Annotated in this window: 14 protein-coding genes; 9 read left to right on the top strand and 5 right to left on the bottom strand. The window is 59.1% G+C overall.

Annotated elements, in window-relative coordinates:
• Positions 1–2 precede the first annotated feature (2 nt).
• Positions 3–470, bottom strand: a complete 468-nt coding sequence (locus FHT86_RS02450; protein WP_133705283.1) for an Lrp/AsnC family transcriptional regulator — start codon at positions 468–470, stop codon at positions 3–5.
• 241 nt (positions 471–711) lie between these two features.
• On the opposite strand from FHT86_RS02450, the gene trxB reads away from it, so the two are divergent.
• From trxB to FHT86_RS02420, 6 genes are all read left to right on the top strand, one after another.
• A complete protein-coding gene (trxB, locus tag FHT86_RS02445; RefSeq protein ID WP_133705282.1) occupies positions 712–1,686 on the top strand; it encodes a thioredoxin-disulfide reductase in 975 nt (324 codons plus the stop codon).
• A gap of 23 nt (positions 1,687–1,709) precedes the next feature.
• The gene (locus FHT86_RS02440; RefSeq protein WP_133705281.1) at positions 1,710–2,606 is read left to right on the top strand and encodes a LysR family transcriptional regulator VtlR; all 897 of its coding nucleotides are present in this window, start codon (positions 1,710–1,712) and stop codon (positions 2,604–2,606) included.
• A 565-nt stretch (positions 2,607–3,171) separates the two neighbouring features.
• Entirely contained in the window at positions 3,172–3,465 is a 294-nt protein-coding gene (locus FHT86_RS02435) for an ArsR/SmtB family transcription factor (RefSeq protein ID WP_133705280.1), read from the top strand.
• A gap of 1 nt (position 3,466) precedes the next feature.
• On the top strand, positions 3,467–4,630 hold the full coding sequence (locus tag FHT86_RS02430; protein WP_133705279.1) for an MFS transporter: 1,164 nt from the start codon (positions 3,467–3,469) through the stop codon (positions 4,628–4,630).
• A gap of 46 nt (positions 4,631–4,676) precedes the next feature.
• Positions 4,677–5,786, top strand: coding sequence for an alkene reductase (locus FHT86_RS02425; RefSeq protein ID WP_133705278.1), 1,110 nt, complete (start codon positions 4,677–4,679; stop codon positions 5,784–5,786).
• 80 nt (positions 5,787–5,866) lie between these two features.
• On the top strand, positions 5,867–6,667 hold the full coding sequence (locus FHT86_RS02420; RefSeq protein ID WP_133705277.1) for an aminoglycoside phosphotransferase family protein: 801 nt from the start codon (positions 5,867–5,869) through the stop codon (positions 6,665–6,667).
• A gap of 9 nt (positions 6,668–6,676) precedes the next feature.
• Here FHT86_RS02420 and FHT86_RS02415 read toward each other — a convergent pair whose 3' ends face one another.
• Positions 6,677–7,648, bottom strand: coding sequence for an SDR family oxidoreductase (locus FHT86_RS02415; RefSeq protein ID WP_133705276.1), 972 nt, complete (start codon positions 7,646–7,648; stop codon positions 6,677–6,679).
• A gap of 91 nt (positions 7,649–7,739) precedes the next feature.
• On the opposite strand from FHT86_RS02415, the gene FHT86_RS02410 reads away from it, so the two are divergent.
• Entirely contained in the window at positions 7,740–8,651 is a 912-nt protein-coding gene (locus FHT86_RS02410; RefSeq protein ID WP_133705275.1) for a LysR family transcriptional regulator, read from the top strand.
• Positions 8,648–9,157: a GrpB family protein gene (locus FHT86_RS02405; protein ID WP_133705274.1), complete on the top strand. Its 510-nt coding sequence runs from the start codon at positions 8,648–8,650 to the stop codon at positions 9,155–9,157. The genes FHT86_RS02410 and FHT86_RS02405 overlap by 4 nt, the downstream gene beginning before the upstream one ends.
• Positions 9,158–9,165: 8 nt before the next feature.
• On the opposite strand, the gene FHT86_RS02400 is transcribed toward FHT86_RS02405, so the two are convergent.
• Positions 9,166–9,447, bottom strand: a complete 282-nt coding sequence (locus FHT86_RS02400) for a DUF2188 domain-containing protein (protein WP_133705273.1) — start codon at positions 9,445–9,447, stop codon at positions 9,166–9,168.
• A gap of 231 nt (positions 9,448–9,678) precedes the next feature.
• On the opposite strand from FHT86_RS02400, the gene FHT86_RS02395 reads away from it, so the two are divergent.
• Complete coding sequence (locus tag FHT86_RS02395; protein ID WP_133705272.1) at positions 9,679–10,776, top strand: calcium:proton antiporter; 1,098 nt, start codon at positions 9,679–9,681, stop codon at positions 10,774–10,776.
• A 144-nt stretch (positions 10,777–10,920) separates the two neighbouring features.
• On the opposite strand, the gene FHT86_RS02390 is transcribed toward FHT86_RS02395, so the two are convergent.
• Together FHT86_RS02390 and FHT86_RS02385 are read right to left on the bottom strand one after the other, a co-directional pair.
• Positions 10,921–12,123: a pyridoxal phosphate-dependent aminotransferase gene (locus FHT86_RS02390; RefSeq protein WP_133705271.1), complete on the bottom strand. Its 1,203-nt coding sequence runs from the start codon at positions 12,121–12,123 to the stop codon at positions 10,921–10,923.
• 147 nt (positions 12,124–12,270) lie between these two features.
• Positions 12,271–12,462 carry a hypothetical protein gene (locus FHT86_RS02385; protein WP_133705270.1) on the bottom strand — a complete coding sequence of 64 codons (192 nt, stop codon included), beginning with the start codon at positions 12,460–12,462 and terminating at the stop codon, positions 12,271–12,273.
• Positions 12,463–12,472 lie beyond the last annotated feature (10 nt).

The following is a 12,472-nucleotide window of genomic DNA, read 5'->3' as shown; positions in this document are numbered from 1 at the left end:
CCTTAGAGCTCCACCAGGCCGAGCTTCTTCACCTGCCGGATGGTCAGCATGGTGCGCACCGTGTCGACATGCTCGTTCGCCGTCAGCACCTCGATGACGAAATCCTGGAACCTGGTGAGGTTCTCGGCAACGCAGTGCAGCAGGAAATCGCTGTCGCCGGAGACCATCCATGCTTGGCGCACAAGCGGCCACTCGGCGGTCGCACTGGCAAACGCCTTGAGATTGGCCTCCGACTGATGCTTGAGACCGACCATGCAGAAGGCGACAAGGTCGAAGCCGAGCTTCGGGCTGTTCAACATGGCATGATAGCCCTCGATGACGCCCGCCTCCTCCAGCTTGCGCACCCGGCGCAAGCAAGGTGGCGCGGAGATGCCGACGCGATCGGCGAGTTCGACATTGGTCATTCGCCCGTCGCGCTGGAGTTCCCGTAAGATCTTGATGTCGATGGCGTCGAGTTCAGCCCGCAGCACTTTTATTGCCTTTCTTTAATTCCCCACCGGCAGCTTCTATATAAAGCGAGGAAATACGCAAGAAAGTTTCCCTCGCGTAACCGAATCTTACACAAAGCAGATTTGCTCTGTTAGTAATGCAAGGCTGCCCTTGAATAAATGCATGCGGCAATCATAAATGGGTCGGCGGATCGTGAAATCGCCTGCTTTGCCCGTTTGAAGCCGACGCTTCCGAAGCGCTGAGATTGAAAGGACTTACTATATGCCTGCCCGCCACACCAAGGTGCTCATCATCGGTTCCGGCCCCGCCGGCTATACGGCTGCCGTTTATGCCGCGCGCGCCATGCTGAAGCCAGTTCTGATCGCCGGCCTTGAACAGGGTGGCCAGCTTATGATCACCACGGATGTCGAAAACTATCCAGGCTTCGCCGATCCTATCCAGGGTCCGTGGCTGATGGAACAGATGCTTCAGCAGGCGCAGCATGTCGGCGCTGAGATCGTCAACGACCTCGTGACCGAAGTTGACACCAACCAGCGCCCCTTTGTCGCGCGCACCGACAGCGGCCAGGTCTGGACTGCCGACACGCTGATCATCGCGACCGGCGCCAAGGCCAAGTGGCTGGGCATCGAGAGCGAACAGCATTTCCAGGGCTTCGGCGTTTCCGCTTGTGCCACCTGCGACGGTTTCTTCTATCGCAACAAGGATGTGATCGTGGTCGGCGGTGGCAACAGCGCGGTCGAGGAAGCGCTCTATCTGTCCAACATCGCCAAGTCGGTCACCGTCGTGCATCGTCGCGATTCGTTTCGCGCTGAAAAGATCCTGCAGGAGCGCCTGTTCGCCAAGCCGAATGTAAAAATTCTCTGGAACACCGAAGTCGCCGAAATCACAGGCACGCCGGCCAAGCCGCCGATGCCGCCGTCAGTTTCAGGCGCACGCCTGCGCGACACCCACACGGGCATTGTCACCGACGTGACGATCGACGGCGTTTTCGTTGCCATAGGCCATGCGCCGGCGACCGAGCTTTTCAAGGGCAAACTGAAGCTCAAGGACAATGGCTATCTCTGGACCGCACCGGATTCGACGGCGACCAACGTCGAAGGAATCTATGCCGCCGGCGACGTCACCGACGATACGTTCCGACAGGCGGTCACGGCAGCGGGGATGGGCTGCATGGCGGCGCTTGAAGCGGAACGCTATTTAACCGGGCACATGCCCGTCGCCGTGGCTGCGGAGTGATGCAGCCGATGAGGGGAAGCGGCATGCCATTGGACTGGGACAAGCTGCGTATTTTTCACGCGGCTGCCGAAGCGGGATCGTTCACGCACGCAGCCGACAAACTGCACTTGTCCCAATCCGCCATCAGCCGCCAGGTCAGCGCACTCGAGCAGGATGTCGGCATCAAGCTGTTCCATCGCCATGCCCGCGGCCTGATCCTGACCGAACAGGGCGAACTGCTTTATCGCACCGCGCATGACGTTCTCTTGAAGCTCGAAACGGTCAAGATGCAACTGACCGAGACGACCGACAAGCCGAGCGGCAAATTGCGCGTGACGACGACGGTCGGCCTCGGCCAGGGCTGGCTGACCGACAAGATCCAGGAATTCCTGCAGCTTTATCCCGACATGCAGATCCAGCTCATCCTCGACAATGAAGAGCTGGACGTGAACATGCGCCATGCCGATTGCGCCATCCGGCTGCGCCAGCCGCAGCAGTCGGATTTGATCCAGCGCAAGCTTTTTACCGTGCATATGCATGTCTACGCTGCGCCCTCCTACATCAACCGCTACGGCGAACCGCAGTCGGTGGAGGCTCTGGACGAGCATCGCATCATCAGCTTCGGCGAACCGGCGCCGAACTATCTGCTCGACGTTAATTGGCTCGAGATCGCCGGCCGCTCGTCGGACAACAAGCGCGTTCCGCATCTGCAGATCAACAGCCAGACATCGATCAAGCGTGCCTGCCTCCTCGGCATCGGCATCGCTGTGCTGCCGGACTATATCGTCGGCCGCGACCCTGGACTCATTCAGCTCGCGATCAATGCCGACGTACCGTCTTTCGACACTTATTTCTGCTATCCCGACGAAATGAAAAATGCTGCCAAACTGAAGGTTTTCCGGGATTTTATCGTTGCCAAGGCACGTAACTGGAACTTCTGATCTGGTCTAACGCATTGGGAATTCAGCTTTTTTCAGCGTAATATATCTGTCACGCGTATGACGCATGGCTGATATGCACAAAACAGAGTTGAAGCCTGCCCATTTAACTACCATATCGCACATAGCTGATGCACACGGTGGCTTTTCCTCCCAGTTCCACCGCATTGGCTGTTCCCCTCTGGAGGTTTTTAACCTTCATACCTATAGGGCCTCGGTTGTTACCGGAGGCCCTTTTTTTTGCCTTTTTGCGCCAGGCGTCGCAAACGCATAACTGCCATGCACAAAAAAGCATTGCGCACTGCACAAATTAGCATCATACCGCACATAGCTGATGCACATGGTGGCTTTTCCTCCCAGTTCCACCGCAGCAGCTGTTCCCCTCTGGAGGTTTTTAACCTTCACACCTATAGGGCCCTGGTTTATTCCGGTGGCCCTTTTTTTTGCCCAATTTCTGAGCAGGCCACCAAAGTGCATTGCATAAGATAATTTGCTGCGACGCACCTTGATATATCGAAAAGCGACGATACATAAATCGTTACTTTTCGATATTCATTTGGTGAGCGTCATGGACAGAACTGAGATATTGAAGGCATTGGCCAATCCGGCCAGGCTCGAAATCCTCAATCAGCTCAAAGATCCGCACACACATTTTCCGACACAGGAACACCCGCTGGAACTGGGTGTCTGTGCCAGTCAGTTCGAGCGCTGCGGCCTGTCGCAATCCACTGTTTCCGCCCACCTCGGCACATTGCATCGCGCCGGTCTGGTGACCACCAGGCGCCTCGGTCAGTGGATTTTCTACAAGCGGAACGAGGAAACCATCGCCGAATTCCTTGCCACGCTGCAGAAGGAACTTTGACATGCCGCTCGCCCTCATTGTCCTGGCGTTGAGCTCTTTTGCCATCGGAACGACTGAATTCGTCATCATGGGCCTGCTGCCCGAAATTTCCGCCGATCTGTCCGTCACCATCCCGCAAGCCGGCTGGCTGGTCACCGGCTATGCGCTCGCGGTGGCGATCGGTGCGCCGATCATGGCCGTCTCCACGGCGCATCTGCGTCGCCGCTCGACGTTGATCATGTTGATGGGCTTCTTCATCCTCGGCAACCTGCTCTGCGCGATCGCACCCGGCTATTGGGTCCTGATGATCGCCCGCATCGTTACTGCGCTTTGCCATGGCGCCTTCTTCGGCATCGGCTCGGTCGTTGCTGCAAGCCTGGTCGCCGAAGATCGCAAGGCTCGTGCCCTCGCGCTGATGTTCACCGGCCTGACGCTTGCCAATGTGCTCGGTGTGCCGCTCGGTACGGCGCTCGGTCACGCTTTCGGCTGGCACGCGCCTTTTTGGATAATTACCCTGCTGGGCGTCGCCTCGCTTACCGGCTTGGTGCTTGTCCTGCCTAAAGGCGAAGAAGTCCGCCAGGACAGTCTCGCTCGCGAAATCTCGGCGCTGCGCGGTCTCGGCCTGTGGCTGTCGCTGCTGACAACGGTGTTTTTCGCCGCGGCCATGTTCACGCTGTTCACCTATATTGCGCCGCTACTGCGCGACATCACCGGCGTTTCGCAGCGATGGGTAGCCTTGACGCTGCTGTTGATGGGTATCGGCCTGACGATCGGCAATCTCATTGGCGGCAAGCTCGCGGACTGGCGGCTCGGTACCACGCTTGCCGGCACCTTCGCGGCGATTGCACTGACCTCGGCCATCTTCAGCATTACTAGTCATTCCTTCATCCCAGCCGAGATCACCCTCTTCCTCTGGGCTGCGGCATGCTTCGCCGCAGTGCCGGCGCTACAGATCAACGTCGTTGGTTTCGGCAAGGATGCGCCGAATCTGGTGTCAACCATCAACATAGGCGCCTTCAATACCGGCAATGCACTCGGCGCCTGGGTCGGCGGCACCGTCATCGACGCCGGCTTCTCGCTGTCGCGCGTGCCGCTCGCCGGTGCTGCCATGGCGCTCCTCGGCCTTGCAACCGTCGCGTTGACCTTCACGACCGTCAGAGCGAAGCGCGCCGCGCCCACCTCGTAAGCTTCTCCTTCAATTCTTCATCTCGTACAACAGGAAAGGATCTTCCATGATCAAACTCTTTGAACCGACGAAACTTGGCGATATCTCCCTCGCCAACCGGATCGTCATGGCGCCGCTGACCCGCAATCGTTCTCCGAATGCGGTTCCGAACGACTTGAACGTCAAATATTATGCCCAACGCGCTACGGCCGGCCTGATCATCACCGAAGCGACCGCCATCACCCATCAGGGCCAGGGCTATGCGGATGTACCCGGTCTCTATACCAAGGAAGCCCTCGACGGCTGGAAGAAAGTGACGGATGCCGTGCATGCCAATGGCGGCAAGATCGTCGTGCAGATGTGGCATGTCGGTCGCATTTCCCACGCCACGCTGCAGCCGAACGGTAGCAAGCCTGTCTCCTCCACCGCCAAGCGCGCTAACGCCAAGACCTATCTGGTTAGCAGCGATGGCACCGGCGCCTTTACCGAGGTCTCCGAGCCACGCGCTCTTGAGGCCTCGGAAATTCCAGGCATTATCGAGGATTACCGCAAGGCCGCCCGCGCCGCGATCGAAGCCGGTTTTGACGGCGTCGAAATCCATGGTGCCAATGGCTATCTCATCGACCAATTCCTGCGCGCCGGCGTCAACGATCGCACCGACCAGTATGGCGGCTCGATCGAAAACCGCGCCCGCTTCCTCTTCGAAGTGGTCGACGCCGTAACCAAGGAAGTCGGCGCCGGTCGCACCGCCATCCGCATCTCGCCGGTAACGCCGTCGGGCGATTCCAGCGACCCGCACCCGCAGGCGCTGTTCACCTATGTCATCGAAGGTCTGGCGAAGTATGGTCTCGCCTATATCCACGTCGTCGAAGGCCAGACCAGCGGCGCGCGTGACTTCCTGCCCTTCGACTACGACGCCCTGCACGCGGCTTATAAGGCTGCGGGCGGCAAGTCGGCTTGGATGCTCAACAACGGCTACGATCGCGAGATGGCGATCGAAGCCGTCGAGAGCGGCAAGGCCGACGTCGTTGCCTTCGGCAAGCTTTTCATCTCCAACCCGGATCTCGTTCGCCGGCTGAAGGAAAACGCACCGCTTTCGGCCCTCAATCGGGAAACACTCTATGGCGGCGGCGAAAACGGCTATGCCGACTATCCGACGCTGGACGAAGTGGCTTAACTCGCACCGTTTCGGCCATGATGGAAAATCCCGCTGCGAGGCGGGATTTTCTTTTTGGGGATAGCCGTTAGAGTACCCGCATGTTTGAACCCTATCTAAAGCGCTGGTCGCTCACGCCGGATGGCGAAGCGATCGTCACACATTCCAGCCACCTCCTACCCGTTATCTGGCGCGGCTTGCCCGCCATGCTAAAAGTCGCACTTGATATTGACGAGAAACTCGGCAGCCAGGTCTTGCGCTGGTGGAACGGAGACGGCGCCGCACATGTCTACGAACATGATAGCGACGCCGCACTTCTGGAACGGGCGACCGGACCTGGCTCGCTGCTGACGATGGCGATGGAAGGCCGTGATGACGAGGCAAGCCGGATCATCTGCCGCACGGCCGCGAAGCTCCACGCGCCGCGGCCAACGCCGTTGCCGGATCTAGTCCCGCTTGACCACTGGTTTCGCGAGCTTGAGCCGGCCGCACGCAGCCATGGCGGTCTTCTCGCCACCAGCGCCGATATTGCGCGTCACCTCCTCGCGGATCAACGCGACCTTACCGTATTGCACGGCGACATCCATCACGAGAATGTCATGGATTTCGGTCCCCGCGGTTGGCTCGCCATAGACCCAAAGCGCGTCTACGGCGAGCGCGGCTACGATTTCGCCAACACCTTCTGCAATCCGGAGCTCCCCATCGTCACCGCGCCTGGCCGCCTACAGAGCCAATTGCCGATCGTCTGCGCCGAGGCGAAATTGGAACCGAAGCGCATGCTGCAATGGATCGTCGCCTACGCCGGCCTTTCCGCCGCCTGGTTCCTCAGCGACGGCGATACCAGGAATGCCGAGTCGGATTTTGCCGTCGCCAGCATCGCGCTGGCCGAACTCCAGATCTGACGGCGCGCCTCATCGCGCCGACAAGCAGCCGATTGCCGCAAGGCTCGCCTTCACCGCCTCATCGATCGGGGTATGCGGTTCCTCGCCGAGCACGGCCACGAGCTTATCGTTTCTCATCTGCAACGGTACTTTCCAGAGATAGCGCATTTCACGCAACTCCTTCATCAGCGGCACGAAGGGTGCGGCAAGCGGCAGTATCCACCAGGGAAAGGATTTTTCCGTCACCCTATGTCCGACCGCGCGCTCGATCGCACCAACCATCTGCCGGCCATCGCCATCCCAATGGCCGCGCATGTGATAGACGGCGAAGGCCGGAAGCGCATCTCCCTTCTCGATAAGCCGGATCATCGTTTCCGCGACATCGGGTAGATAAGCCCATTGATGGCCGATGCCTACCCTGCCCGGATAGGTCACCGATGCCACCGGCTTACCAGGTTTTACGATGCCCTGTGAGAACCAGCTGTTGGTATGCTGGCCGAAGAAATCTCCGGCACGAAGGATGATGACCGGCGTCCCGCCCTCTGCGGCCGCCTTCAAGCGCCGCTCCATTTCGACGCGGATTGCACCCTTGCGTGTCTGCGGATGCTGCGGGCTATCCTCGGTCACGTCGGGAAGGACATCAGGCCCGAAATTATAGACCGTGCCCGGCAGGACGATGCGCGCGCCAACCGCTTTCGCGGCTGCGATCGTGCTGTCGAGCATCGGCAGAACAAGTTGCGCCCAGTTGCGATAGCCAGGCGGGTTTACGGCATGCACGATCACCTCAACCCCCGTCGCCGCCTTCAACACGTCGCTCGCCTGCATTGCATCGCCCTGCACCCAGTCGAAGCCGGGCTCGCGGCGCGCTGCTTCTGCGGCGTTGCGGTTCAGCGCCCGGATGCGCCAGCCGCGGGCGGCGAGCCCGCGAGCCATCGCGCCGCCGATACCGCCGGTGGCGCCCAGCACGAGAGCGGTCTTTCCATTGTTCATCTGCTCAGTCATTGTCATCTCCATCGATTTGATGGCGTGACTATGCCGCGCGACCGCAATAAACGAAATTGCCGAAAAATCTGCATATGATATACAAAAATTTATGACAGCATCGGAACCAAGCTGGGATTTCTACCGCACCTTCCTCGCCGTGCTCCATCATGGCTCGCTTTCGGCCGCCGCCCGAGATCTCGGCCTGACCCAGCCGACCATCGGCCGCCATATCGACGCGCTGGAAGAAGCCGTCGGTGCAGAGCTCTTCACACGCTCGCAGCAAGGCCTTCTTCCGACAGACGCGGCCCTCGCCCTCAAGCCCTATGCGGAAACACTGGCCAGCACGACCGCTGCTCTTCTCCGCGTCGCCTCCGGTTCCCGGGACAACGTCAGCGGCACGGTTCGCATCAGCGCCAGCGAAGTCATCGGTGTGGAAGTGCTGCCGCCGATCCTCGCCGGGCTGCAGGCAGCACATCCCGATCTCGTCATCGAGCTCTCCGCTTCGGATGCCGTGGAAGACCTGTTGCAGCGCGAGGCCGATATCGCCGTGCGCATGGTAGCGCCTACGCAAGATGCGCTGCTGGCGCGTCGTATCGGCATCGTCTCCCTCGGCTTGTTCGCACATCGCAATTATCTTGAACGGTATGGCGAACCCAAGAGCATCGGGCAGTTGCGCCAGCACAAGCTGATTGGCTTCGACCGACAGACCGCTTTCACCCGCGCCATGTTGAAGCGCTATCCCCTGCTGGACGGCATCTCCTTTGCCTTCAAGTCGGACCATAGCATCGCCCTGCACAACGCGTTGCGCGCCGGCGTCGGCATCGGCTTCTATCAAGTGCCGCTTGCGAAAAGGGATGAGAATCTTGTTCGGTTGCTGCCCGAGATCGAACTGTCGCTCGACACCTGGGTCGCCATGCATGAAAACCTGAAGACTTCACCGCGCTGCCGCGTGACATTTAATGCGCTGGTGGTCGGGTTGCTCGACTACATTAGGGCTGGCGGAGAGCAGGAGAGATCATGACCGCGAGCAATCCAGTTGAACTCGTGCCGTATGATCCGGATTGGCCAGTGGCCTTCACACGTATCCGCGAGAAGCTTGAGGGGCTGTTGAGGCCTTATGTGGTGACGATCGAACATGTCGGCAGCACATCCATTCCGGGCCTCGCGGCAAAACCGCTCCTGGATATAGACATCGTTCTGCGCGGCCTAGATGACGTACCAGCCGCTACACAAATCCTTCTTGCGCGAAATTACGAACCACGCGGCAATCGTTACGATGACGATGTCTGGGCGTTCATGCTCAGGGACGGCACGCCGCCCGAACGGATTTACATTTGCCCGCCAGACAATTTGACGCACCAGAGGAGGATCATTTTCCGCGATCACCTGCGATCGCATCCAGAGGCTGCAGCAGCTTACGCTGCGCTTAAACAGGATCTGGCGGCAAAATTCCGATATGACGGCGATCGCTATACCGCTTCGAAGCGGGCCTTTGTTGATACAATTATCGACCGAGCGTTACGCTAGCAGCAGTTCTAGGCCCCGGGGGCCGTGTCGACCGGCGGGAAATGCACCTTGCCGTCGACAACCTCCGTTTCGGGTCGATCACCGCCGTCGGTATATTCTTCGTGCCATTTGCCCCGTTCATCCTGCCAACTGATCTCGGCCGAATCGCCGCCGACCTGCTGCTCGGCCGCCACGATCCTGGCTGCCTCCACTGCTTCGGAATGGGTCGGAAAGGCCTCTGAATAGACGTCGCCGAAGCGATACGCCCATCCGCCGTCATGTGGCACGATTTCATAAGTGACCTTGACCATGCATAGCCTCCTTTTCCTCTGCCAAGACCTTAGGATCCGGGTGCCACCCGGCAGGACCGCGGTCCATCTGAGACGATTTCGAGGATGCCGCGATATTGGGTTGGGCAGACCGATCCATGCAGTATTCCATTAAACGGCGCGGACTGCAAATTTTGTCATCCACGCGCATGCTTGATGTGAGAAATCATTGATTTAGAGTGGGAAAGTGAATCGGTGCAAGAGGTGGGGATCTTGGCAATATCGAGCTGGCTGAAGCAGGAAAAGTTCCTGATCATTGCATTTGCGGTCGCAGTGATCGCCTATCTCGGCGAACATGCGGTGCTGGATATGGGACGGGCCGCATCGCTGGTGGCCGCCGCCGCACTGATTGCGACCATCGTACTTGTCTCGATGCGTGTCGCCCATCATGCCGAAATCTTGGCGACTAAAGTCGGCGATCCCTATGGCACGATGATCCTGACGCTCTCGGCCGTCGCCGTGGAAGTCATCATGCTGGCGATCCTGATGGGCGGTGAGAGCTCGCCGACGCTGGTCCGCGATACGATCTATTCCGCCGTCATGCTCGATATCAACGGCATTCTCGGCTTGGCTGCCCTGATCGGTGGACTGAAACACGGAGAGCAGCCCTATAACGACGATTCCAGCAAGACCTACGGCGTGATGATCCTGACGGCCATGGGCATTTCGATGATCGTGCCGGAATTCATTCCCGACGCGAAGTGGCACTATTATTCAGCCTTCACTATCATCGCGATGATCGCGCTTTACGCTCTCTTTCTGCGTATGCAGGTCGGCAAGCACAGCTATTTCTTCAGCTACAGCTATCCCCGCATTGAGAAGAAACACGGCGCGGAAGACGACCATCTTGGCGAAGGCTCCACCGCGACCTCAATCGTTACGATCCTGATCGGCGTCATACTGATCGGCGGGCTAGCCGAATTCATGTCGGCCTTCATGGATGTCGGATTGAGAGACAGCGGCGCGCCGCCGGCGATTGCCGCCATCGTCGTCGCCGCCATTTCCGCCGCCCCTGAGATCCTGACGGCGCTGCGGGCGGCACTACGCAACCGTATGCAGGCGACGATCAACATCGCCATGGGCGCCTCGCTCTCGACCGTCATTCTCACGGTGCCGGTCATGGAGGCGATCGCGCTCTATAGCGGCCAACCCTTCATTATGGCCATGTCGCCGGTACAGACCGTAATGATCATGATCACCCTCATCGCCGCCGCCATCAATCTCAACGATGGCGAGACCAATGCCATCGAAGGCATGACCCACTTCATCCTCTTCGCCACCTTCATCATGCTGACGGGATTGGGGCTTTGACTCTGATTTCAGAGGGTTAGAGCGGGTAGTGGAATCAAATTCGGAGAGACTTGAATCTCTTGATGAGCCGGCATTGACGCCAACCGATCGACGCGAAAAAGCCCGCCATCGCTGACGGGCTTCCGAAGTATTTATCTAAGCTACTTACTTGCAGGCTGCGCAGAAGCGCTGGATGCGGCGGCATGCTTCCTCGAGAAGCTCTTCCGAGGTCGCGTAGGAGATGCGGAAGTTCGGGCCGAGGCCGAAGGCAGAGCCGTGGACGACGGCGACACCTTCCGATTCCAACAGTTCCGACACGAAATCTTCGTCCGTCTCGATGACCTTGCCGGTCGGCGCGGTCTTGCCGATCAGGCCGGCGCAGGACGGATATACGTAGAAGGCGCCTTCCGGCACCGGGCACGAAAGTCCCTTCGCCTGATTCAGCATCGATACGACGAGGTCGCGGCGGCCTTCGAAGATCTTCTTGTTGCGCGGGATGAAATCCTGCGGACCGTTCAGCGCTTCGACGGCAGCCCACTGCGCAATGGAAGTGGCACCCGAGGTCTGCTGACCCTGGATCATGTCCATTGCCTTGATGAGCTGCAGCGGGCCTGCGGCATAACCGATACGCCAGCCGGTCATCGCATAGGCCTTCGAGACGCCGTTCATCGTCAGCGTACGGTCATAGAGGCTGGGCTCGACCTCGACCGGCGTGGCGAATTTGAAGTCGCCATAGGTCAGGTGCTCGTACATGTCGTCGGTTAGAACCCAGACATGCGGGTGCTTGACCAGCACGTCCGTCAGCGCCTTCAGCTCGGCATGCGTATAGGCAGCGCCCGACGGGTTCGATGGCGAGTTGAACATGAACCACTTGGTCTTCGGCGTGATCGCAGCTTCGAGATCGCGAGGCTGGAGCTTGAAGTTATTCGCCTGCGTCGTCGCAACGAACACCGGAGTGCCGCCGCATAGTGCGACCATTTCCGGGTAGGATACCCAGTAAGGAGTCGGGATGATGACCTCATCGCCAGCGTTCAGCGTCGCCATGAAGGCATTGAACAGGATCTGTTTGCCGCCCGTGCCGACAATTGTCTGCTCCCAGGTATAGTCGAGATTGTTCTCGCGCTTGAACTTGGCGGCAATCGCCTTGCGCAGTTCCGGAATGCCGGAGACCGGCGTGTACTTCGTCTCGCCGCGGTTGATCGCGTCGATGGCGGCCTTCTTGATATTATCAGGCGTATCGAAATCCGGCTCGCCGGCGCCAAGTCCGATCACGTCACGGCCTTTTGCTTTCAGTTCGCGCGCTTTCTGGGAAACGGCGATGGTGGCAGAAGGCTTTACACGGGAAAGAGCGTCGGCAAGAAAGGCCATGATGATCGGTCCTAATCGGTTGAGGTGGGCAGAAAGCCTGTGGACCAGATTTCTGCGCTAAGCTCTATGTCGAATGTAGGCCGCCGTTTCAAGCAGAAAGGCGTCACAGTGACGTTATTTCGGGCGCCGTAGACGGCGCGCCACACGTCATCGTTGGGCTGCCAAACGCGCGCCATTTTCCCAAACGAAGCTGCCCCACACGCTCCGGCTGAAGTGAGTGCATGGAAAGCGGTCAGATGCGAACACGCTGCCCGACGGTTGAATCATTTTGCGAAGCGCCTGATTCAATCTCTCACGCTGCCAAAATTCCTTCACAAAATCATACAGTTCGTCATACATCTTGATTGCC

The sequence above is a fragment of the Rhizobium sp. BK313 genome (genome assembly GCF_014193655.1).
Lineage (GTDB): Bacteria > Pseudomonadota > Alphaproteobacteria > Rhizobiales > Rhizobiaceae > Rhizobium.
Note: the sequence above shows the minus strand (reverse complement) of the source record. Positions and strands in the feature narration are given on the sequence as shown.

Bases quoted from the DNA above. Each gene is read 5' to 3' on its own strand.
- FHT86_RS02410 (WP_133705275.1), top strand. From the start codon at position 7,740: ATGACAGCATCGGAACCAAGCTGGGATTTCTACCGCACCTTCCTCGCC.
- FHT86_RS02425 (WP_133705278.1), top strand. From the start codon at position 4,677: ATGATCAAACTCTTTGAACCGACGAAACTTGGCGATATCTCCCTCGCC.
- FHT86_RS02400 (WP_133705273.1), bottom strand. From the start codon at position 9,447: ATGGTCAAGGTCACTTATGAAATCGTGCCACATGACGGCGGATGGGCG.
- FHT86_RS02415 (WP_133705276.1), bottom strand. From the start codon at position 7,648: ATGACTGAGCAGATGAACAATGGAAAGACCGCTCTCGTGCTGGGCGCC.
- FHT86_RS02385 (WP_133705270.1), bottom strand. From the start codon at position 12,462: ATGTATGACGAACTGTATGATTTTGTGAAGGAATTTTGGCAGCGTGAG.
- FHT86_RS02440 (WP_133705281.1), top strand. From the start codon at position 1,710: ATGCCATTGGACTGGGACAAGCTGCGTATTTTTCACGCGGCTGCCGAA.
- FHT86_RS02390 (WP_133705271.1), bottom strand. From the start codon at position 12,123: ATGGCCTTTCTTGCCGACGCTCTTTCCCGTGTAAAGCCTTCTGCCACC.
- FHT86_RS02435 (WP_133705280.1), top strand. From the start codon at position 3,172: ATGGACAGAACTGAGATATTGAAGGCATTGGCCAATCCGGCCAGGCTC.
- FHT86_RS02430 (WP_133705279.1), top strand. From the start codon at position 3,467: ATGCCGCTCGCCCTCATTGTCCTGGCGTTGAGCTCTTTTGCCATCGGA.
- FHT86_RS02405 (WP_133705274.1), top strand. From the start codon at position 8,648: ATGACCGCGAGCAATCCAGTTGAACTCGTGCCGTATGATCCGGATTGG.
- FHT86_RS02420 (WP_133705277.1), top strand. From the start codon at position 5,867: ATGTTTGAACCCTATCTAAAGCGCTGGTCGCTCACGCCGGATGGCGAA.
- trxB (WP_133705282.1), top strand. From the start codon at position 712: ATGCCTGCCCGCCACACCAAGGTGCTCATCATCGGTTCCGGCCCCGCC.